Source organism: Skermania piniformis (assembly GCF_019285775.1).
In the GTDB taxonomy this organism is placed as follows: Bacteria; Actinomycetota; Actinomycetes; order Mycobacteriales; family Mycobacteriaceae; genus Skermania; species Skermania pinensis.
This window is the reverse complement of the sequence record NZ_CP079105.1, coordinates 3831789-3853596: the sequence shown is the minus strand read 5'-3', so window position 1 is coordinate 3853596 and position 21808 is coordinate 3831789. Positions and strand designations below refer to the sequence as shown.

Here is a 21808-nt window from a genome sequence, read left to right as displayed (position 1 = left end):
TCCCTCCGGCCGGGCCCGAAATTCCATTATGGCCGATCGGTCAGGCTGCTCCGGCATCCCGATAGACCGCCACCGTCCGCTCGGCGAGGGCCGGCCAGGCGAAGTGCCGGACCGCTCGGGCGCGACCGGCGCGGCCGAACTCCGCTGCCCGGGCCGGGTCGGCGAGCAATCGGTTGACCCGTTCGGCGAATGCCGCCTCGAATCGCCGCGGTTCGGCCGGGTCGTAGGGCACCAGCAGCCCGGTCGTTCCGTCGTCGACGACGTCCGGGATACCACCGACCGCGCTGGCCACCACCGCGGTCTCGCAGGCCATTGCCTCCAGGTTGACGATGCCCTGCGGCTCGTACACCGATGGGCAGGCGAAAACGGTTGCACCGGAAAGAAGTTCGATGATCTCCGGCTGCGGTAGCATGGTCGGCAACCAGACCACGCCATCGCGCACGGCCTGCAGCGCCGCCACCAGGTCGGCGAACTCGGCGGCCAGCGCCGGGGTATCCGGCGCCCCGGCACAGAGCACCACCTGCGCCTCGGGACGGAACTCGGCGGCCGCGCGGACCAGGTGTGATACCCCCTTCTGCCGGGTGATCCGGCCGACGAACAGCACGGTCGGCCGATCCGGGTCCAGGCCGTGCTTCGCCCACGCGTTCCGGTCCGTGGTGGGCCGGTACAGCGCGGTGTCGATCCCGTTCGGGATCACCGCAACCCGATCCGGCGACACCGCCGGATACTGCGACAGCACGTCCGCGCGCATCGCGTTGCTCACCGCGATCACCGCGTCCGCGTGCTCGATCGCGGTGCGCTCGGCCCAGGTGGAGACGTGGTAGCCGCCGCCGAGTTGCTCGACCTTCCACGGCCGCAACGGTTCCAGTGAATGGGTGGTGACCACGTGCGGGATTCCGTACAGCAGCTTGGCCAGATGCCCGCCCAGGTTGGCGTACCAGGTGTGGCTGTGCACCAGATCCACCCCGGCCACTCCGGCCGCCATCGTGAGGTCGATCGACAGCGTCTGCAACGCGGGGTTCGCCTCGGCCAGTGCCGGATCGGCCCGGTGCCCGACGGCCGGCGGCGCCGGCGGCGCCGAATCGGCCGGGACCCGATCGTCGCCCCAGCAGTGCACGGTCAGCTCGACCAGCCGACGCAGTTCGCGGGCGAGGAATTCCACGTGCACGCCGGCACCGCCGTACACGTCCGGCGGAAACTCCCGGGTGAGCAGGCCGACCTTCATGCGGCCGCCTCGGCGCCGAGCGCGGTCGCGACCACCTGCCGCGCCTCGTCCTGGAGCTGTGCGAGATGGTGTGGGCCGCGGAAACTCTCGGCGTAGATCTTGTAGGCGTCCTCGGTGCCCGACGGACGAGCGGCGAACCAGCCGGAGTCGGTGACCACCTTGATCCCGCCCAGCGGTGCATCGTTGCCGGGGGCGCGGGTCAGAATCGCGGTGATCGGCTCCCCGGCGAGCTCGTTCGCGCCGACGTCGGCCGCGGACAGCTGCGCCAGCCGGGCCTTGGCCGCGCGGCTGGTGGCGACGTCGATCCGGGCATAGCTCGGCGCACCGAACTTCTCGGTCAGCTCGGCGTAGCGGGCCGACGGGCTGGTTCCGGTGACCGCCTGGATCTCCGCGGCCAGCAGGGCCAGCACGATTCCGTCCTTGTCGGTGGTCCAGACGGTGCCGTCGGTGCGCAGGAACGAGGCGCCCGCGCTTTCCTCGCCGCCGAAGCCGAGATCCCCGCCGACCAGCCCGGGGACGAACCACTTGAAGCCGACCGGCACCTCGTACAACCGCCGGCCGAGGTCGGCGGTCACCCGATCGATGATCGACGAACTGACCGCGGTCTTGCCCACCGCGGCGCCGGCCGGCCAGCCGGACCGGTGCCGGAACAGATAGTCGGCCGCGACCGCCAGGTAGTGGTTCGGGTTCATCAGCCCACCGTCGGCGGTCACGATGCCGTGCCGGTCGGCGTCGGCGTCGTTGCCGGTCGCGATGTCGAACTCGGCGCGCCGGGCGACCAGCGAGGCCATCGCGTACGGCGACGAGCAGTCCATCCGGATCTTGCCGTCCCAGTCCAGGGTCATGAACCCGAACTGCGGATCGACCCGATCGTTGACCACGGTGAGGTCGAGCTGGTAGCGATCAGCGATCGCGGCCCAATAGGCCACCGAGGCACCGCCCATCGGGTCGGCGCCGATCCGGATTCCGGCCGACCGGATCGCGCTGAAGTCGATCATCGAACCCAGGTCGTCGACGTAGCTGCCGAGGAAGTCGTAGCGCTGCGGTACGGCACGATCGAACGGAATCCGCCGTACTCCGGCCAGTCCGGCGGCCAGCAGCGCGTTCGCCCGGTCGGCGATCCAGGACGTCACGGTGGTGTCGGCCGGCCCACCGTCGGGTGGGTTGTACTTGAAACCCCCGTCCCGGGGCGGGTTGTGCGATGGGGTGACGACGATCCCGTCCGCCGGGGGACGGGCGTCGTAGCCGTGCCCGGCCCGGTTGTACCGCAAGATGGCGTGCGATACCGCCGGGGTCGGGGTGTAGCCGTCGGCGGTGTCGATCCGGACGTCCACCTCGTTGGCGCAGCACACCTCGATCGCGGTGCGCCAGGCCGGCTCGGACAGCGCGTGCGTGTCCCGGCCCAGGAACAGCGGACCGGCGGTGCCCTGCGCGGCTCGGTAATCGCAGATCGCCTGGCTGGTCGCGGCGATGTGGTCGTCGTTGAAGGTGCGGTCCAACGCGCTGCCCCGATGTCCGGAGGTGCCGAAGGCCACCCGCTGGCCGACGACGTCGGGATCGGGATGCAGGTCGTGGTACGCCGCCGCCAATCGGTCGAGGTCGACCAGGTCGGCGGGCTGTGCCGGGGTCCCGGCGCGGGGATTCTCGGACATCGTTGATCTTCCTGCTCGGGGCCGGTGGTCAGCGTGCCGCGGCGCACCTCCGCCGATAGCCGATTCGATCGTTCGACGTCGTCAACGCGCTGTCGCCGAGGTGTCGCCGAGATGAACCTGCATATCTTCGAGCGTGCGTCCCTTCGTCTCGAAGACCCATTTCGATACGAAGAAGAAGGAGAGCACCGCGAACGTCGCGTACATACCGTAGGCCAGGCCGAGCGAGAGCGCCTTGAGCGGCGGGAACGACGTCGTGATCGCCCAGTTGGCGATCCATTGTGCGGCGGCGGCCATCGACAGTGCGGCCGCCCGGATCCGGTTGGGGAACATCTCGCCCAGTAACACCCAGACGACCGGTCCCCAGGACATGCCGAAGGCGACGACGAACAGGTTGGCCGCGACCAGGGCGACCGGCCCGGCGGCGCCGCCCCAGTGCTCCGACAGGTCCGGTGCACCGTCCACCACCGGTGCGGTACCGAAGATCAACGCCATCACGGCGAGCGTGACGCCCATCCCGGCCGATCCGATCAGCAGCAACGGTCGGCGGCCGATCCGGTCCACCAACGCGATCGCCACCAGGGTGGTCGCGATGTTCACCACCGAGGTGAACACGGTGATCTTGAACGAGTCGTCCTCGGTGAAGCCGACCGATTCCCACAGGACGTTCGAGTAGTAGAAGATCACGTTGATCCCGACCGCCTGCTGGAACACCGAGAGCAGGATGCCGACCCAGACGATCGGCAGCAGCCCGTGGCCGCCCGGCTTCAGCGTGTCCCGCCAGCTCGGCGGCTTCTCGCTGGCCAGGGTGGTCTCGATCCGATTGATCGTGATGTCGACGTGTTTGTCGCCGAGCACCGTGGTCAGGACCTTGCGCGCCGCCGCGATGCGGTGCTTTGCCACCAGGTAGCGCGGTGATTCCGGAATGGTGAGCGCGAGCAGGCCGTAGGTGATCGCCGGGATCGACATCGCGAGGAACATCCACCGCCAGGCCTCGAGCCCGAACCAGAGCTCTTCCCGGCTGCCGCCGGCAGCGCGGGCGAGCAGATAATCCACCAGCACCGACAAGAAGATGCCGGTGACGATCGCCAACTGCTGCAACGAGCCGAGTCGGCCGCGGATCCGGGCCGGTGAGACCTCCGCGATGTAGGCCGGCGCGATCACCGACGCGAGACCGACGCCGAAACCGCCGACAATTCGGAAGACGATGAGCAGGAACAAGTTCGGCGCAAATCCGGTTCCGATCGCGCTGATCAGGAAGAGCACTGCGGCGATCCGCATGACGAACAGGCGGCCGAACCGATCGGCCAGCCGGCCGGCGGTCATCGCGCCGGCCGCCGCGCCGAGCAGGGCCGACGCGACCGCGAAGCCCAGCACCCCGGAACTCACCGAGAACTGGTCCTCGATCGCCGACACCGCGCCGTTGATCACCGAACTGTCGTAGCCGAACAGCAGGCCGCCGAGCGCCGCGACGCTGGCTACCCGGACCGCGCCGCGGCCGGAATCCTGCGCTGAATCGTCTTCGGCGCTAACGCCTTCGGCGGCTCGGTCGCCGCTCGGCCGTTGCTCGCTCATGTCGTACCTCTCTCGACCACCGGCGATCGGCGCATCCCCCGCGGACGGCGCGGCTCGCAGACCATCTCACGGTAGGTCCACCGTTCCCGAAATCTCAACCCTCGAACAGAAACCCGGCGTCTCGATCTGGTGTCGTTCATAGCTTGAGCAAGATCGTCGGCGGGGTGGGAAGCGACCCGAGGCGCTGCGGAGGTGGCGGCGCTCGTTCGGCGCCGGGTACCGTGAGGCGACGATCGAGCCCGGCAGCCGACGCACGCCACGTGGTTGTTGCCGGAGGGATGTGAGCGCCGATGCGCATCGACGACGGTCCGGTACGGCCGGGCTCGCAGTCCGCACTGCGCAGCGCAAATCAACGTCGGGTTGTCGATCTTTTGAAGTCGATGGGGGAGGTAACCCAGGCGCGGTTGGCTCGCGAGACCGGGCTCGCCCCGGCGACGGTGTCCAACATCGTCCGCGAACTCACCGAGTCCGGCGTGCTCGATGCCGCCGACGTCGGTAAACGGGGTCGGGTGCTGCGATTCGCGCGTTCGGCCGGGTTGGTGGTCGGGGTCGACATCGGCCCCCGCGGCGTGCGCGTCGCGCTGGCCGACATGTCGCACGCGATTCTGGCGCAGCGACGAGCGCCACTCGATCCGGCCGCCGCGCCGGCGGCGGGACTCGCCGTCGCGCGGCGGTTGCTCGACGGTGCAACGGCCGAACTCGGGGTAGCTCGCCAGCAGGTGGTCGGCATCGGGTTGGGAGTGCCCGGCCCGGTCGACCCGCGCACCGGTCGGGTCGGTCGTTCGGCCGGATTGCCGGGCTGGGTCGGCGCCGTGGCGGCCGAGGTGGGCGCGACGACGTTCGACGGTCCGGTCGGCGTGGACGACGTGACGAACCTGGCCGCGCTCGCCGAGTTCCGCTGGGGTGCGGGACGGGGGGCGCGCAATGTCGTCCAACTGACCCTGGGTGACCGGGTCGGGGCGGGAATCATCCTGGACGGTAAGTTGATCCGCGGCCGCGACGGCACTGCCGGGGAGATCGGACACAGCACCGTGGACGAGTTCGGCGTGCTCTGCCGGTGCGGCAATCGGGGTTGTCTGGAGACCGTCGCCGGCGCCCGGGCGGTCGCCGAGCTGCTGGCACCGGTGCACGGCCCCGGGTTGGGTACCGCCGACGTGCTGCGACTGGTCACCGCGGGCGACCCGGCCTGCGTCCGCGCGCTCGCCGATGCCGGCCGCCGGATCGGTGCGGTGGTCGGGGGCTTGTGCGCCGCGCTCAACCCGGACCGGATTCTGCTCGGTGGTGAGCTTGCCGCGGCCGGCGAGGTGTTGACGACGCCGCTGCGGACGGCCGCGCGCCGACACGGCATCCCCAGCAGCGCAATGGATCTGCCGATCGTTCCGGCAGCGCTGGGCGGCCGGGCGGCCGTGCTCGGCGCGGTTGCGCTCGCCCTCGACGGGCCGCTGCCGACGATGTCGGCGGAAGTGAGTTAGGTTGAGCGGAACAGACTCAACTTATTGCGCGTTGCATCCGGAAAGGGCCCGCCGGCGCGTCGCCGTGCCGGGCCGAATATTTCTCGACCTACCCGAAAGGTGATCCGTGGACTCGTTCAATCCCACGACCAAGACCCAGGCAGCGCTCACCGCAGCGCTGCAGGCGGCGTCCGCCGCCGGAAACCCCGACATCCGCCCGGCGCACCTGCTCGTCGCCCTGTTGGATCAGACCGACGGTATCGCCGCGCCGCTGCTCAAGGCCGTCGGTGTCGACCCGAGCGTCGTCCGTAACGAGGCGCAGCGGCTGATCGACCGGCTGCCCCGGGCCACCGGCTCGAACACACAGCCGTCGCTGAGCCGAGAGTCGTTGGCGGCGTTGACCGCAGCGCAGCGGCTGGCCACCGAGATGGACGACGAGTACGTCTCCACCGAACACCTGCTGGTCGGCATCGCGGATGGCGATTCCGACGCGGCGAAGATCCTCTCCGGTGCCGGGGCGACCCCGCAGGCGTTGCGCGAGGCGTTCACCGCCGTGCGCGGGAGCGCTCGGGTGACCAGCCCGGATCCGGAGAGCACGTATCAAGCGCTGGAGAAGTACTCCACCGACCTGACCGAAGCAGCGCGCAGCGGCAAGCTCGACCCGGTGATCGGCCGCGACACCGAGATCCGCCGGGTGGTGCAGGTACTGAGCCGACGGACCAAGAACAACCCGGTGCTGATCGGCGAGCCGGGCGTGGGCAAGACCGCGATCGTGGAGGGTCTGGCGCAACGGATCGTCGAGGGCGACGTGCCGGAGTCGTTGCGGGACAAGACGGTGGTCTCGCTCGACCTGGGCTCGATGGTGGCCGGTGCCAAGTACCGCGGTGAGTTCGAGGAGCGGCTCAAGGCGGTGCTCGACGACATCAAGAACAGTGCCGGGCAGGTGATCACGTTCATCGACGAGCTGCACACCATCGTCGGGGCGGGCGCCACCGGCGAGTCGGCGATGGACGCCGGCAACATGATCAAGCCGATGCTGGCCCGCGGGGAACTGCGCCTGGTCGGCGCGACGACGCTGGACGAGTACCGCAGCTACATCGAGAAGGACGCGGCCTTGGAGCGGCGGTTCCAGCAGGTCGTGGTCGGCGAGCCGTCGGTCGAGGACACCATCGCGATCCTGCGCGGGCTCAAGGAGCGCTACGAGGTGCACCACGGCGTGCGGATCACCGACAGCGCCCTGGTGTCGGCGGCGGTGTTGTCCGACCGCTACATCACCTCCCGGTTCCTGCCGGACAAGGCGATCGACCTGGTGGACGAGGCGGCGTCGCGGCTACGGATGGAGATCGACTCGCGCCCGGTGGAGATCGACGAGGTCGAGCGGGCGGTGCGCCGGCTCGAGGTCGAAGAGGTGGCGCTGGCCAAGGAGACCGACGACGCCTCCAAGCAGCGGCTGGAGAAACTGCGCGCCGAACTCGCCGACGACAAGGAGAAGCTCAACCAGCTCAACACCCGCTGGCAGAACGAGAAGAACGCGATCGACGCGGTCCGTGATGTCAAGGAGCAGCTGGAGACGCTGCGTGGCGAGGCCGACCGGGCCGAGCGCGACGGTGATCTGGGCAAGGCCGCCGAGCTGCGGTACGGCCGGATTCCCGCGTTGGAGAAGGAACTCGCCGCCCAGACCGAGGCCACCCCGGCCGACGACGTCATGCTCAAGGAGGAGGTCGGCCCGGACGACGTCGCGGATGTGGTGTCGGCCTGGACCGGGATTCCGGCCGGCCGGATGATGGAAGGCGAGACGGCCAAGCTGCTCCGGATGGAGGAGGAGCTCGGCCTGCGGGTGATCGGGCAGAGCGAAGCCGTGCAGGCCGTCGCCGACGCGGTGCGGCGCACCCGGGCCGGGGTGGCCGACCCGAACCGGCCGACCGGCTCGTTCATGTTCCTCGGCCCGACCGGCGTCGGTAAGACCGAGCTGGCAAAGGCCTTGGCCGAGTTCTTGTTCGACGACGAGCGGGCGATGGTCCGAATCGACATGAGCGAGTATTCGGAGAAGCACGCGGTGGCCCGGCTGGTCGGTGCCCCGCCCGGATACGTCGGCTACGACCAGGGCGGTCAGTTGACCGAGGCGGTGCGCCGCCGGCCCTACACGGTGGTGTTGTTCGACGAGATCGAGAAGGCGCACCCGGACGCGTTCGACATCCTGCTGCAGGTGCTCGACGACGGCCGGCTCACCGACGGACAGGGTCGCACGGTCGACTTCCGCAACACCATCCTGATCCTCACCTCCAATCTCGGGGCGGGCGGGGACACCGAGCAGGTGATGGCGGCGGTCCGCGCGGCGTTCAAGCCGGAGTTCCTGAACCGACTCGACGACATCCTGGTCTTCCATGCGCTCACCGAGGAGCAGATCGAGCATGTGGTCGATATCCAGCTGGCCCAGCTGCAGAAGCGGCTGGCGCAGCGTCGGCTCAACCTCGAGGTGACCGACGGGGCCCGGTTCTGGCTGGCGGTGCGTGGCTACGACCCGCTCTACGGTGCGCGGCCGCTGCGTCGGCTGATCCAACAGGCGATCGGCGACCGATTGGCCAAGGAGTTGTTGGCCGGCACGATCGGCGACGGCGACACCGTCGCGGTCGGGGTGACGCCCGACGGCGGGCAGCTCACCGTCGGCAAACCCGCCTGAGTGACCGGACCCGGCCGGGCGAGGGTGGCTCGTCATGGCCGGGTTTCCGGGGGTTCCGGGCGGGTCGCCGCCGGTTTTACCTGATGCTGGCGTGCCCGAGGCGGAGGTAATCAACTCCGGCGAACCCGGCACCGCCTACCCTGGAGCCCATGACGCACCCGAACGACCCCTGGTCGAGGCAGCCAGCGCAGCCGACCGAGCAGTTCGGGCAGGGTGACTCCGGCGACGGGCAGTATCACACGGCTGATCCGCGCCAGGCCTACGGCGCGCCGAACGCCGCCACGGAAAACCTGGGTTATCCCACCCAGGCGTTTCCGACCTATCAGAACTACGACCCCAACCAGCCCCCCTACCAGCCGCAGCCACAGTCGTCCGGTCCGAATCCCACTCAGGTGCTACCCACGTATCCGGGCCCCACCTATCCGGGGCAGGGGTATCCGGCGCAGGGGCCGGGTCGCTACCCGGACGGGCCCGGCTATCCGGCCCAGGGCGGCGCGCCGGCGGGGCCGGAGCCCGACGGCGGGCAGAAACCGAACAGCCGGGTTCCGCTGATCGTCATCGGGGTAGCGCTGCTGGTGCTGGCCGCGTTCGCAATCGGGCTGCTGGCATTTCGCAGCGGCAGCGACAGCAGCGACACCGCGTCGTCGGCGGCGACCACCACCCGGGCGCTGCCGAGTTCTCCCCGATCCGGCACGGCGGTGCCCCCGGTGCCGTTCCCGTCGGATCTGCAGTTGCCCTCGGACCTCCAGCTACCGTCGGGTATGCAGTTGCCGTCGGAGCTGCCGAATCTGGACGAAACGATCGGCGGCATGGCCGCCGGCTCGATCACGGCGAATGATGGTGCCACACTCACCGTGCAGGGTCTCGGTGGCACCGACACCACCGTGCACACCGACGGCTCGACCACGGTGGTCTCGCTGAGTGGGTCGAAGGTGAGCGATCTGAAGTCCGGCGACGTGGTCGTCGTGCAGGGCAAGAAGCAGGCCGACGGCTCGATTCTGGCCAGCACGATCGTGTCGACGGGGCTGCCGCAGGGCTTCGGTAACTGATGAACCCGCCCAGGGTGTACGCCACGCCCCGGCCCGACCGAGCGGAGGGCACGATGACCGCAGCGTGGTCGCAATGACTGCAGTGTGGTTCGGTCTTGCGTTGATCGCGTCGGGCGGCGCCGGGGTGCTGCTCTACATCGACCGCATCCAACGCCAGCGGTCCGGCCGGATCCGGCAGATCTGGGCGATGACCCAGGACTTCGGCTTCCGCGAATCCGATCCGGAGCTGGTGGCGAACTGGCGGCGCGCCGCGCTGGCCGGGCAGGACTATCTGACTGCCGTCGACATCGTGACCGGGGTTCGGCGGGGTGATCGGTTCGTCCTGTTCGATCTGGAGGACACCGGTACCTTCGTCGCGGTCGAGCGGGACGTCGCCTCCGACGTCGATATCGATCTCCGGCCGAAGTCGGCGCCGCCGCCGAAGGATGCCGATCTGAAGTTGCTCGGCGCGATGAGCGACCGGGTGATGTTCGCCACCGACCTGGAGATCGCCCGGCGGGTGTGCGACTCGCGGATGGCGACGCTGACGGCCGGGCTACCGTCGTCGTTGCAGCTGTTGTGGAGCGAAGGGCGCTGGACGCTCGGTTCGCTGCCGTTGTCCACCAAGCCGCGAGACTGGGACGAGGCGATCGAAGCGGTCAGCCGACTGTCCGCGATCCTGCATGTGCTGCCCCCAGCGGTGGAGCCGGATCGGCTCGCCGAGCCGCACCACGACCTGGGCCGGCCGCAGCCGACCGCGGGTTCGACCGCGTGGGTCGCCCCCGCGGTGGCGCGGGTGCTCCCGCCGCCGCCGCCGAGCGCCGCCCCGCCGGTCCGCGCGATTCGCCCACGGCCGGCCCCCGCCGCCGGTCCGGTTTTCCGGCCGTACCAGGGTCCGGCGCCGCACGCATGATCTCCACCGATGCCAGCCCGGCGAACCCGCCGCAGATTCCGCCGGTGGCGTTGGTCACCGGCCCGACCGCCGGTATCGGCGCCGGCTTCGCGCACCGGCTCGCGTCGCTCGGGTACGACCTGGTGCTGGTTGCGCGGGACGAACAGCGACTGGTCGACCTGGCTGCGGATCTGGGTCGCCGGTATGCCGCGCGCGCCGAGATCCTGCCGGCGGACCTGGCCACCGCGGCCGGGCGCGACGCCGTATCCGAACGGCTTGCTCGCGGCGTGCAGTTCCTGGTGAACAACGCCGGGATCGGGATCACCGGCGAGTTCTGGGAGTTGGATCCGGCGACGTTGCAGACCCAGCTGGATGTGAACGTCACCGCGGTGATGCAGCTGACCCGGGCCGCGTTGCCACCGATGGTGGGTGCGGCAGCGGGCAGCATCGTCAACGTGGCCAGTGTGGCCGGCTTGCTCGGCGGCCGCGGTTCCACCTACTCGGCGTCCAAGGCCTACGTCATCGCGTTCACCGAGGGGTTGGCGAACAGTCTGGCCGGCACCGGGGTGCGGATCCAGGCGCTGTGCCCCGGCTTCGTCCGTACCGAATTCCACGAGCGGGCCGGGATCGACATGAGCCGGCTGCCGGCGCCGATGTGGTTGACCGTCGATCAGGTGGTGGCCGAATCGCAGGCCGACCTGGCGAACGGGAAGGTGATCAGCGTGCCCGGCCTGCAGTACAAGGTGCTGACCACGGCCGGCCGGGTGATTCCGCGTAGCGTGGTCAGCCGGTTGAATCGGAGCATGTTCGCTTCCCGCGGAAGGACCTGATCGGGTGGACGATCGTCAGGAGCTGGCCGGGCTGGTCCGGGAGCTCGCCGTGGTACACGGCACGGTGACGCTGTCGTCCGGCCGGGAAGCCGACTACTACGTCGACCTGCGTCGTGCCACCCTGCATCACCGGGCCGGCCCGCTGATCGGGCGATTGCTGCGGGACCTGGTCGCCGATTGGGATTTCGCGGCCACCGGTGGGTTGACGATGGGTGCCGATCCGGTCGCTGCGGCGATCATGCATGCCCCCGGCCGGCCGATCGACGCGTTCGTGGTGCGCAAGGCGGCCAAGGCGCACGGCATGCAACGCCGGATCGAAGGCCCGGACGTCACGGGTAAGCGGGTGCTGGTGGTGGAGGACACCACCACCACCGGCAACTCGCCGCTGACCGCCGTCGCCGCGCTGCGCGAGGCGGGCGCGACGGTGGTCGGGGTGGCTACCGTGGTCGATCGGGCGACCGGCGCCGATCAGGTGCTCGAGGCCGAAGGCCTGGCTTATCGTTCCTTGCTCGGCCTGGCCGACCTGGGTCTCGCCTGAATCGAGGTGACGGTGGTGTGCCGGACCATCCCGGAGCGATGATCGTGCGTTGGCCGGAGCGGGTTTTCGCCGCCGCGACGGCGCTGACCGTGGCCGGTGCCGCCACCGAACGCCTCGGCTGGCAACGGGTGGCGAAGCCGCTGCTCGCGCCGGCCCTGGCCGCGCGGGTCTGGCGAGACCGCGAACGGCATGGTCCGACCGAGGCCGGGTTGTTGATCGGTTCGTTGGCCGCCGCGACCGTCGGTGACGTGTTGTTGCTCGAGCCGGACGACGATCGCCGGCTGGCCCGGGGCGCGGCCGCGTTCGCGGTGATGCAGGCCGGCTACGCTGCCGTTTTTCGGCGCCGCGGCGCGCGGCCGACCGCCCCCGCCGCGGTTCCCCGTGGGGTGGCGTGGGCCGGCGTTGCCGCATTGTTGCGGGTGCAGGCGCCCGGGCTGGCCCGGCCGTTGTCCGGGTACGGGCTCACCCTCGGTACGGCTACCACGCTCGCGTCCGACCCGGCGCTCGCGCCCGGGTCGCGGGTAGTGCGCGGGCTGGTCGTTCCGGACACCGACCCGCGCAGCCGGTACGCGTTCGGCGCGCTGCTGTTCACGCTGTCCGACGGGATGATCGTGGCGCGTCGGCAATTCCTGCGCAGTCCGGGTACCCGGCGGGCCGCGGAGGCCGCGATCCTGGCCAGTTATGCCGGCGCCCAGTATCTGCTCACCCAGCCGCAGCGATGATGCTGCCCGCCGTCGATGATTCTGCCCAGAGTTCGCGATCCGCGGATGGTGACGATCCGGCGCGGCGGCCTGCTGACCGAGACCGATCACCGTCTCCTCGCACTGTGGGCCGCCGAGTGCGCTGAGCACGTGCTACACCACGTCGAGCGAGAACGCCCCGACGACTCCCGTCCCCGCGATGCGATTGCGGCGGCGCGGGCTTGGGCGCGCGGTGAACTGGCGATGATGCGGGCGCGGGCCGTGGGTGGGCGTGCGATGGGTGCGGCTCGACCGCTGACCGGGGCGGCCCGGTTCGCCGCCTACGCGGCTGGGCAGGCCGCCTGCGTCGGCCATGTGGCCGAGCACGACCTGGGCGCGGCGGCCTATGCGATCAAGGCCGCGCGGAGCGCTTACCCGGCCGATTCCGGCGCCGGCCGCGCCGAACGCGACTGGCAGCGCGACCGGCTCCCCGCGCAGATCCGCGCGCTGGTGCTCGACGAGCAGATCCGGCGCAACAGCATCTGCTGGTCGGTGTTCGCCGACGGCGACTGAATCGTCAGTCGCGGGTCGAGCCCACGAAAGCCTCGATCAAGGTGTCGAGGTCTTCCCGGGCACGCTGGGGATTCGGGTCGCACACGTATTGCAGGATCAGGCCGTCCATGCCGGCCAGGATGATGCGCGCGAGCCGGCCGAACGGGATGCGGCAGGTCTCGCCGGCGGCGTGCGCGGCTCGTTGGCACCATCCGGCGATCGTGTCGGCGTAGCGTTCGTACTGCCAGCGGGCCAGCTCGTCCTGCCCGGCGGCGCGCAGCGCATGGACGGTCAACTCGTATTGCATCAGTTGCAGTCCCCGCTGGGTCTCGACCAGTTGCTGCCAGAAGGTGGTGAGTGCCGTCCGGATCGCGTGCTCGAGGCCGTGCTCGGGATCGACCGACGATTCGAGGACGCGGGCGATCTCGTCGACCACATCTTCGATGACCGCGCGTAAGAGCAGCTCCTTGGTCGGGAAGACGTGCTGCAACGTCCCCAGCGACACCCCGGCTTCGGTGGCAACCGCGCGGAGCGAGGTGTTGGCCACCCCTTCCTGGGCGAAGGCGCTGCGCGCGGCCGCGATGAGCAGCGGCCGGCGCAACGCGGCTTCGATATAGGCCACGTTCGCCCCCCGATTCGGTCGAATGACCTAAATTCTCGCATATACGTCTTGACTGACTTCGATCGGAACCTCATCCTCGAATTAAGTCAATCGACTGACTTAGTTCGAGTTCTGCACGTGGCCCGAGTCAGGAGTATCGGTATGGCCGAAACAGACGTGGTGATCGTCGGCGCCGGGTTGTCCGGCCTCAGCGCGGCCCGGGCCCTCCGGGATGCCGGGCGGACCGTCACCGTCCTGGAGGCCCGCGACCGGGTCGGGGGACGCACCATGGGCGGGCAGCTGGCCGGCGCCCCGATCGAACTCGGCGGCACCTGGCTGGGTGCAGGGCATACCCAGATGTACGCGCTGGTCGATCGGTTGGGCCTGGAGACCTTCCCCACCTGGAACGACGCCGGTAGGTTGCTGCTCGACCTCGGCGGTAGGCGGGTGCCGCTGGCGAGCCACAAGGGCGCTACGCCCAAGCTGAACCCGATCGCGTTGGCCGATCTCGCGCAAGGCCTGGCCCGGTTCGGCCGGCTCGCCCGCAGTGTCGACCCGGCGCAGCCGTGGGCGCACCCCGAGGCCGAGTATCTCGACGGTCAGACCTACGAATCCTGGGTCCGGCGCAATCTGAAAACCCGGATCGGGCGCAGCTACTTCCGGGTCCTGGCGGAAGCGGTGTATTCCGCCGACGGTGCCGACATGTCCTTGCTGCACACGCTGTTCTACACCGCCAGCAACGGCGACCTGGAGACCCTGATCTCGGTGGACGAGGGCGCTCAGCGGGACCGGGTCGTCGGCGGCTCGATCCTGATCGCCGAGCGCTTGGCCGAAGGACTCGACGTTCGGCTCGACTCGCCGGTCGCCCGAATCGCCCAGGACGACGCGGGGGTCGTCGTCACCACGCGCGCCGGCGCGGAGTTCGGTGCCGCCCGGGTGATCGTGACCGTCCCGCCGACCCTCGCCGGCCGCATCGACTACCAGCCGATCCTGCCCGCCTGGCGGGACCAACTCACCCAACGCGTTCCGGCCGGAACCGTCGTCAAGTGCTTCGCGGCATACCCCGAACCGTTCTGGCGCGCCGCCGGGTGGAACGGGCAGGCGATCTCGGATCGAGGGCCGGTGAAGGTGACCTTCGACGTGTCTCCGCCCGGTCTCGGCACACCCGATGCCGGGTCCGCTGCGGATGTCGGCATTCTCCTCGGGTTCGTCGAGGGTGGCGCCGCCCGGCGCTGGCAGCGGTGGCCCGAGACCGAACGGCGTCGAGCGGTGCTCGACTGTTTCACCCGGTATTTCGGGCCGCAAGCGGCCCGCCCGACGGACTACCTCGAACAGGACTGGAGTGCCGAGGAATTCACCCGCGGCTGCTACGGCGCACATTTCGCGCCGGGGGTGTGGACCGGCTACGGCGATGTCCTCCGCGCCCCGATCGGCCGGCTCTACTGGGCCGGGGCCGAATATGCGGTGCAATGGAACGGCTATATGGAAGGCGCCGTCCGCTCCGGCCGGCGCACCGCCGACGAGATTCTCGAGGTGTTGTCGTGACCGGGACGGAGTCGGCCACCGTGGTGGTCGTGGGCGCCGGAATGTCCGGCTTGATCGCCGCGCGTGCGCTCCATCGCGGGGGCATCGACGTCATCGTGCTCGACGCCGCCGATCGCGTCGGCGGGCGGATGTCGGCCGAGACCTCCGTGCTCGGCTCGCGACTGGATCTGGGCGGTCAGTGGGTGGGTCACGGGCACCACCGGTTCGAGGCGCTCGCCGCCGAGCTGGGGACGACGTTGTTCCCGATGAACACCCCGAGGTTGCCGGAGGTCATCCGCGGACAGCGGCGCATCGCGGCGTCGAGTCTGCCGTTGTTCGCGGCAAACGTGGTGCTCCTGCGGTGGGAGCTGGCCGCCCGGCGCAAGCGGAATCCGTCGACCTGGACATCCGGTTCGGTGCGGGACTGGCTCGATCGGCGGGTCCGGTCCGGCACCACCCGGCGTGCGCTCGAGGTGATGGTCACGACGACGACCTGCGCCGACCCCGACGTCTACCCGATGGCCGCGTTCGGCGACATGATCCGATATCAGGCCGGGCTCATCGGCATGGTGCGGACCAAGGGCGGCGCGCAGGAGCGCCTCGTCGTCGAAGGCGCCGGCACGCTGACCGATCGCCTGGCTGCGGAACTCGGACCCCGGGTGCGCACCGCCCAGCGGGTCACCGAGCTGCACTACGACACCGACGGTGTGTGGGTCCGTACGCCCGACCGGGTCGTCCGGGCCGACCTGGTCGTCGTCACCGTGCCGCCGCCGATGGCCGCCTCGATCACGTTCACGCCGCCGCTCCCGGCGGCGCGCGCCCAGCTGATCGAGAACACCCACATGGGCACGGTGTACAAGGCGATCGCCGTCTACGAGCGGCCGTTCTGGCGGGACCGCCGCAAGCATGCCGAGGTCATCCTGCTCGACGAGCCGGGGGCGGTGGTGTTCGACACCTCGCCACCGAACGGTCCGGGCCACCTGTGTCTGCTCGTCGCCGGTCCGGAAGCGCGAACGCTGGATTCGCTGTCGTCGGCGCAACGGCGGCAGCAGTTGCTCGGCCGGCTGGCCGGTCGGCTCGGCGCGGACGTCGATCGACCGGTCGGTTGGCACGAGAAGTCCTGGCACCTCGACCGGTACGTCGGCGGCGGGTACAGCGTGCTGCCGAACCCGGGAACTGCCGCCGGTCGCACCCTGCCGGTGCCGCACGATCGGGTCGGCCCGATCCACTGGGCCGGCACCGAAACCGCCGCCGAGCATGCCGGCTATATCGAAGGTGCGATCGAATCCGGTCAGCGGGTGGCCGAGGAGGTCCGGGTGGCTCTCGGCCGAACCTGAACCGGCGAACTACGCTGCCGGTCGTGACCGCCGAACCAGGGCCCACCGAGTGGGGCGAGCCCAGCTACGGCGTCGGTCCGTGGGCGGACGAGCACGACGCGGCGCCGGACGATCCGCGCTACGACCCGGAGCTGCTCGCCGCGGGCGACCGGCGCAACGTCGTCGATCGCTATCGGTACTGGTCTCGGGCGGCGATCGTCGCCGACCTGGACGCTCGGCGGCACCCGTTCCACGTCGCGATCGAGAACTTCGCGCACGACGCCAACATCGGCACCGTGGTCCGTACCGCCAACGCGTTTGCCGCGGCCGCGGTGCACATCGTCGGGCGGCGGCGCTGGAATCGGCGCGGCGCCATGGTCACCGACCGTTACCAGCATGTCCACCACCATCCCGACCTGGCGGCGCTCGCCGAGTACGCCCGCGCCGGCGGGTTGACGGTGGTCGCGGTGGACAACGTGCCCGGTTCGGTTCCGCTGGAGACGGTGCGGCTGCCGCGTGCCAGCCTGCTGCTGTTCGGCCAGGAGGGGCCGGGAGTGAGCGACGCGGCCCGGGCGGTGGCCGGGCTGACCGTGTCCATCGCGCAGTTCGGCTCCACCCGCAGCATCAACGCGGGGGTCGCCGCGGGCATCGCGATGCATACCTGGGTTCGCCAGCACGCGGACCTGGATGCGGCCTGGTAATGACCGCCGCGCGGTAGCACATCCGGAATCGATTGGGCAGGATCGGACCATGCCTGCTGTTTCCCCTACCGTCGACCTCTGGGCCGAGCGTGCCGACGCGGCCGAAGCGGCGATCACCGCCCGCCATCTGACCCGGCTGTGGGAGTTGCCCGGCACTCGGCTGGCGGTGGTCGGTTGGCCGTCGGTCCGCCGCGAACGGCTGTTCCTGACCTGGCATTACTGGTGGCAGGCGCACCTGATCGACTGTGTTGTCGACGCCTCGCGCCGCGGGGCGACCGGGGTGCGGCGGACCCGGCTGGTCCGGCTCATCCGGGCCCACCGGATTCGCAATCTGCGGGGCTGGACCAACAGCTACTACGACGACATGGCCTGGCTCGGGCTGGCGTTGGAGCGGGCACAGCGGTTGCATCAGGTACAGAATCAGGGCGCGATCGACATCCTCACCGGGGTGCTCTACGACGCGTGGGCGCCCGATCGAGGCGGTGGGATTCCGTGGTGTGTCGGGTCGGACTTCTACAACACCCCGGCCAACGGCCCGGCCGGCATCCTGCTCGCCCGAACCGGGAAGCTCGATCGGGCGGTGCAGATGGCGGACTGGATCGACGGCACCCTGCGGGATCCCGAAACCGGCCTGATCTTCGACGGGACGCGCCCGATGCGCGGCCCGGATGCGCTGGACCGGGAGATCTATACTTACTGCCAGGGGGTCACGCTGGGGCTGGAGACCGAGTTGGCCATTCGAGACGGTGCGCCGCGGCATGCCCAGCGGGTACACCGGCTGATCCGTGCGGTCGACGAACACCTCACCGATCGCGGGGTGGTCAACCGCGGCGGCGGCGGCGACGGCGGCTTGTTCAGCGGGATTCTGGCGCGCCAGCTCGGTGTGGTCGCGGTCGCCTTGCCGGGTGACCGGGACGAAGACCTGCGAGCCCGGGCGGGTGCGGCGTCCATCGTGCTGACCTCCGCCGAGGCGGCCTGGGCGAACCGGCTGGAGGTGGACGGCCTGCCGTTGTTCGGTTCCCGCTGGACCGACCCGGCGCAACTGGCCGGCCTGGACGGCTCGATCGCCGCGTTCCGCCGCGGCACGGTGCGCTCCTCGCAGATCGCCGAGCGTGACCTGTCCGTGCAGCTCAGCGGGTGGATGCTGATGGAGGCGGCGCACCGGGTGGCCGGCGCCGGCTTTTGAACCCGGCCGGTTGCCCGCCCCGGCGGTCGGCTCACACCTCGGCGACCGGGATCTCCTCGGCGCAGCGCGACATCTCCTGCCGGTAGCGGCGCAGGCCGATCGCGGTGCCGATCAGCAGCATCGCGGTGAGCCCGCCGATCACCACCGGCATCAGCCAGTCCACCCGGTTGATCCAGCCGCCCGCGTGAAACCCGATGTGCAGCAGCACCGGCGCCCAGATCACCGCGCCGATCGTGCTCGCTACGGTGTAGCTGCGGTGGTTCATCTCGGCCGCCCCGGCCACCATCGGACACAGTGTGCGCACCCACGGAATCCACCGTGCGATCAGCACCGCCCAGAATCCGTGCCGTTCCACCATCAGCTTGACCCGGTGCAGATTCTCCGGGGTCAGATATCGACCACCGGGCCGGGTGACCAGCCGGGAGCCGGTCCGCCGGCCGAGCACGTAGCCGACCTGGTTGCCGACGACCGCGGCCGCGATCGTGGACAGCGACAGCGCCCACAGATGATGTTCGCCGGCCGGCGCGCTCGCCAACACCACGCCCGCGGTGATCAGCAGGGAATCGCCGGGCAGGAACAAGCCGATGATGACCGCGCACTCCAGGAACACGAACGTGACGACCACCAGCCAGACCGCCGTCGGTCCGGCCGATTCGAGTGCCTGTAAACCACCGGTGACGATGTCCATTCGCTTACCCGGCGGGGTGATCCACGTGGGCGCGCTCGGGCTGGTCGGCGGCCGAACGACGGGACCGGACCGACCGCTTGCTGATCTCGATGATCCCCGGCAGGATCGATACCAGCACGATCAGCAGGAAGATCGCCTCGACGTGGTCGCGGATGAACGCGATATTGCCGAGGAAGTAGCCGCAGGCGGTCACGCCGGCGCCCCACAGGATGCCGCCGACGATGTCGTAGGCGATGAACCTCGGGTAATGCATCTTCGACACCCCGGCCAGCACCGGCGAGAACGTGCGGGCGATCGGCACGAACCGGGCCAAGATGATCGTCTTGGGGCCGTGCTTCTCGAAGAACTCGTGTGAGGTCGTCACGTACTCCTGCTTGAAAAAGCGTGAATCCGGCCTGTCGAACAGCGCTGGACCGATCGTGCGACCGATCCAGTACGACGACTGATCGCCGGCGATCGCCGCGAGCGGAACGCAGATCAGCAGCACCCAGATGTTCACCGGCGGATTCGCCTGCGCCGCGAGCAGGCCGCCGGTGAACAGCAGCGAATCGCCCGGCAGCAACGGGAACAACAATCCGGTCTCGATGAAGACGATGACCAGGATCGCCGGCAATACGGTGTTGCGCAGCCAGGATTCGGTCAGCAGGTACATCGGATCGAGCCATTGCGGCAGTAGTGCGAGGTTGGTCACGGTCTCGGTCGCAGCCAGCACAGTCACGCCGGACAGCCTACCGACGTTGCCGCCGGCGGCCACTTCTCGGCTCGTCCCGGTGCGGCGGCGGCTAGGGTATAGGCACGTCCCCCCGGTTCCTACATGGAGGTTCATCGGTGCCGATCGCCACTCCCGAGGTCTACGCCGAGATGCTTGCGAACGCCAAGGAGCATTCGTTCGCCTTCCCTGCCATCAACTGCACGTCATCGGAAACGATCAACGCGGCGATCAAGGGCTTCGCCGACGCCGGCAGCGACGGCATCATCCAGTTCTCCACCGGCGGTGCCGAGTTCGGTTCCGGCCTGGGAGTGAAGGACATGGTCACCGGTGCGGTTGCGCTGGCCGAGTTCGCCGGCGTGGTCGCGGCCAGGTACCCGGTCACCATCGCGCTGCACACCGATCACTGCCCCAAGGACAAGTTGGACAGTTACGTGCGCCCGTTGCTGGCGTTGTCCGCCGAGCGGGTGGCGGCCGGGCGGGAACCGCTGTTCCAGTCGCACATGTGGGACGGCTCGGCGATTCCGATCGACGAGAATCTGGCGATTGCCCAGGAGTTGTTGGCTGCGGCCACGGCCGCCCGGATCGTGCTCGAGCTGGAGATCGGCGTGGTCGGTGGCGAAGAGGACGGTATCGAAGCCGAGATCGACGACAAGCTCTACACCAGCGTCGAGGATTTCGAGAAGACCGTCGACGCGTTGGGCGGCGGTGATCGGGGTCGTTACCTGCTGGCCGCAACTTTCGGCAATGTGCACGGCGTGTACAAGCCGGGCAACGTCGTGCTGAAGCCGGAGGTGCTCGCGGAGGGGCAGCGGGTGGCTGCGGCGCGACTCGGCCTGCCCGCGGACGCGCAGCCGTTCGATTTCGTCTTCCACGGCGGTTCCGGCTCGCTGAAGTCGGAGATCGAGGACAGCCTGAAGTACGGCGTGGTGAAGATGAACGTGGACACCGACACCCAGTACGCCTTCACCCGGCCGATCGCGGGACACATGTTCAGCAACTACGACGGGGTGCTCAAGGTCGACGGTGAGGTCGGCAACAAAAAAGCCTACGACCCCCGCAGTTACCTCAAGTCGGCCGAGGCGAACATGTCGGCCCGGGTCGTCGAGGCCTGCACCGACCTGCATTCGGCCGGCCGGTCGGTCAGCGGGAGCTGACCGACCGACTCGGTACCGTCAGGACGGCGGGTCGCAGACCTTCCAGCCGTCCTCGGCGTGGGTCAGGCTCACGGTGCGGGTGGTCCGCTCCTTGCTGCTCGCCTTCGTGTACGCGGTGACCTCGGCGATCGCCGTGTCACCGGAAACCTGCACCGCGTGCACGTCGGTGATCACCGGTATGGTGTTCTGCGTCGACACGGCCTCGTAGACCGCGGCGAAGTCCTGGTCGGCGATCCCGCTGTAGTACTCGTGTAGCGCGCCGCACGAGCTCGCCCGGAGCTCGGCCAGGTCGCCGGACTGCAGGGCCGAGGCGAACGTTTCGATCGATTTTTCGACCTGGGATTCCGGGGTCTCCGGCTGGTTGCGGTGCAGCAATGCCAGTACCCCGCCGGTCGCCAGAGCCGCGATCAGGACGGCGGCCGCAACCAGCCAGGGCCAGCGCCGCCGGGTGTGCCCGGTGGGCGCGGGGTCGGCGGCCGGCACTCGCTGCGGCTTGGCCAGCATCGGTGTCGGGCCCGGGTCGAGCGTCGGTCCCGGATCGATGCTCGCTGCCGGATCGATGCTCGCTGCCGGGTCGGCCGCTGGGGGTGGCACGAGCGGGGCGCGCATCGGCTTTGCCGGTGGCCGGCGGGGTGGCGTCCGAGCGCCCGGGGTGCGAACGGTCTCGATCGGCGGGTCGAGGTCGGCTGCCGGCGGCGTGTCGGTGGGTCGTGCGGACGATCCACCGGGGCGTTCCGCGTCGTCCTTTTTCGGTGTTCGGGGCGGCGCGGGGGGACGGCTCGGCGGTTGTGGCGTCGCCGCGTCGTCGTTCTGGTCGGACAAGCTC

20 protein-coding genes are annotated in these 21808 nt (G+C 69.9%); 13 read left to right on the top strand and 7 right to left on the bottom strand.

Translation table 11 applies throughout. The features are described from left to right. Positions 1-40: 40 nt before the first annotated feature. From glgA to KV203_RS18035, 3 genes are all read right to left on the bottom strand, one after another. Positions 41-1225 carry a glycogen synthase gene (glgA, locus tag KV203_RS18045; protein ID WP_066469438.1) on the bottom strand — a complete coding sequence of 395 codons (1185 nt, stop codon included), beginning with the start codon at positions 1223-1225 and terminating at the stop codon, positions 41-43. After that, positions 1222-2877 (bottom strand): phosphoglucomutase (alpha-D-glucose-1,6-bisphosphate-dependent), encoded by a 1656-nt coding sequence (gene pgm / locus KV203_RS18040; RefSeq protein WP_066469439.1) that lies wholly within the window; start codon positions 2875-2877, stop codon positions 1222-1224. The genes glgA and pgm overlap by 4 nt, the downstream gene beginning before the upstream one ends. 81 nt (positions 2878-2958) lie before the next feature. After that, positions 2959-4449 (bottom strand): sugar porter family MFS transporter, encoded by a 1491-nt coding sequence (locus KV203_RS18035; RefSeq protein WP_066469441.1) that lies wholly within the window; start codon positions 4447-4449, stop codon positions 2959-2961. A gap of 290 nt (positions 4450-4739) precedes the next feature. Here KV203_RS18035 and KV203_RS18030 point away from each other — a divergent pair, with 290 nt between their 5' ends. The 8 genes from KV203_RS18030 (at position 4740) to KV203_RS17995 (ending at position 13121) form a co-directional block, all read left to right on the top strand. After that, positions 4740-5921 (top strand): ROK family transcriptional regulator, encoded by a 1182-nt coding sequence (locus tag KV203_RS18030; protein ID WP_066469443.1) that lies wholly within the window; start codon positions 4740-4742, stop codon positions 5919-5921. 106 nt (positions 5922-6027) lie between these two features. After that, the gene (clpB, locus tag KV203_RS18025) at positions 6028-8580 is read left to right on the top strand and encodes an ATP-dependent chaperone ClpB (RefSeq protein ID WP_066469445.1); all 2553 of its coding nucleotides are present in this window, start codon (positions 6028-6030) and stop codon (positions 8578-8580) included. A gap of 149 nt (positions 8581-8729) precedes the next feature. Then, positions 8730-9629, top strand: a complete 900-nt coding sequence (locus KV203_RS18020) for a DUF5666 domain-containing protein (protein WP_066469447.1) — start codon at positions 8730-8732, stop codon at positions 9627-9629. Between the two features lie 73 nt (positions 9630-9702). Next, on the top strand, positions 9703-10521 hold the full coding sequence (locus KV203_RS18015) for a type III secretion system chaperone family protein (protein WP_066469449.1): 819 nt from the start codon (positions 9703-9705) through the stop codon (positions 10519-10521). Beyond that, entirely contained in the window at positions 10518-11330 is an 813-nt protein-coding gene (locus tag KV203_RS18010) for an SDR family NAD(P)-dependent oxidoreductase (RefSeq protein ID WP_066469451.1), read from the top strand. The genes KV203_RS18015 and KV203_RS18010 overlap by 4 nt, the downstream gene beginning before the upstream one ends. A 4-nt stretch (positions 11331-11334) precedes the next feature. Beyond that, positions 11335-11868 (top strand): orotate phosphoribosyltransferase, encoded by a 534-nt coding sequence (pyrE, locus tag KV203_RS18005; protein ID WP_066469453.1) that lies wholly within the window; start codon positions 11335-11337, stop codon positions 11866-11868. 38 nt (positions 11869-11906) lie between these two features. After that, positions 11907-12590, top strand: a complete 684-nt coding sequence (locus KV203_RS18000; RefSeq protein WP_066469636.1) for a lysoplasmalogenase family protein — start codon at positions 11907-11909, stop codon at positions 12588-12590. A gap of 15 nt (positions 12591-12605) precedes the next feature. Then, positions 12606-13121 carry a putative immunity protein gene (locus KV203_RS17995; protein WP_066469455.1) on the top strand — a complete coding sequence of 172 codons (516 nt, stop codon included), beginning with the start codon at positions 12606-12608 and terminating at the stop codon, positions 13119-13121. Positions 13122-13125: 4 nt separating this feature from the next. Here KV203_RS17995 and KV203_RS17990 read toward each other — a convergent pair whose 3' ends face one another. Beyond that, entirely contained in the window at positions 13126-13722 is a 597-nt protein-coding gene (locus KV203_RS17990; RefSeq protein ID WP_066469457.1) for a TetR/AcrR family transcriptional regulator, read from the bottom strand. 141 nt (positions 13723-13863) lie between these two features. Here KV203_RS17990 and KV203_RS17985 point away from each other — a divergent pair, with 141 nt between their 5' ends. The 4 genes from KV203_RS17985 to KV203_RS17970 are packed head-to-tail and all read left to right on the top strand — an operon-like array spanning position 13864 to position 18428. After that, complete coding sequence (locus KV203_RS17985; protein ID WP_066469459.1) at positions 13864-15246, top strand: flavin monoamine oxidase family protein; 1383 nt, start codon at positions 13864-13866, stop codon at positions 15244-15246. Further along, positions 15243-16562, top strand: coding sequence for a flavin monoamine oxidase family protein (locus KV203_RS17980; RefSeq protein ID WP_255246941.1), 1320 nt, complete (start codon positions 15243-15245; stop codon positions 16560-16562). The genes KV203_RS17985 and KV203_RS17980 overlap by 4 nt, the downstream gene beginning before the upstream one ends. A gap of 14 nt (positions 16563-16576) precedes the next feature. Next, on the top strand, positions 16577-17242 hold the full coding sequence (locus KV203_RS17975; RefSeq protein ID WP_373279220.1) for a TrmH family RNA methyltransferase: 666 nt from the start codon (positions 16577-16579) through the stop codon (positions 17240-17242). Between the two features lie 49 nt (positions 17243-17291). Further along, positions 17292-18428 carry a glycoside hydrolase family 76 protein gene (locus KV203_RS17970; protein ID WP_066469461.1) on the top strand — a complete coding sequence of 379 codons (1137 nt, stop codon included), beginning with the start codon at positions 17292-17294 and terminating at the stop codon, positions 18426-18428. Between the two features lie 31 nt (positions 18429-18459). Here KV203_RS17970 and KV203_RS17965 read toward each other — a convergent pair whose 3' ends face one another. Together KV203_RS17965 and KV203_RS17960 are read right to left on the bottom strand one after the other, a co-directional pair. Beyond that, on the bottom strand, positions 18460-19116 hold the full coding sequence (locus tag KV203_RS17965; protein ID WP_066469466.1) for a DedA family protein: 657 nt from the start codon (positions 19114-19116) through the stop codon (positions 18460-18462). Between the two features lie 4 nt (positions 19117-19120). Continuing rightward, positions 19121-19768 (bottom strand): VTT domain-containing protein, encoded by a 648-nt coding sequence (locus KV203_RS17960; protein WP_246600980.1) that lies wholly within the window; start codon positions 19766-19768, stop codon positions 19121-19123. A 176-nt stretch (positions 19769-19944) separates the two neighbouring features. Here KV203_RS17960 and fbaA point away from each other — a divergent pair, with 176 nt between their 5' ends. Further along, positions 19945-20982 carry a class II fructose-bisphosphate aldolase gene (gene fbaA / locus KV203_RS17955; RefSeq protein ID WP_066469469.1) on the top strand — a complete coding sequence of 346 codons (1038 nt, stop codon included), beginning with the start codon at positions 19945-19947 and terminating at the stop codon, positions 20980-20982. Positions 20983-21000: 18 nt separating this feature from the next. Here fbaA and KV203_RS17950 read toward each other — a convergent pair whose 3' ends face one another. Next, on the bottom strand, positions 21001-21804 hold the full coding sequence (locus tag KV203_RS17950; RefSeq protein WP_157079773.1) for an Rv0361 family membrane protein: 804 nt from the start codon (positions 21802-21804) through the stop codon (positions 21001-21003). Between the last annotated feature and the right edge of the window lie 4 nt (positions 21805-21808).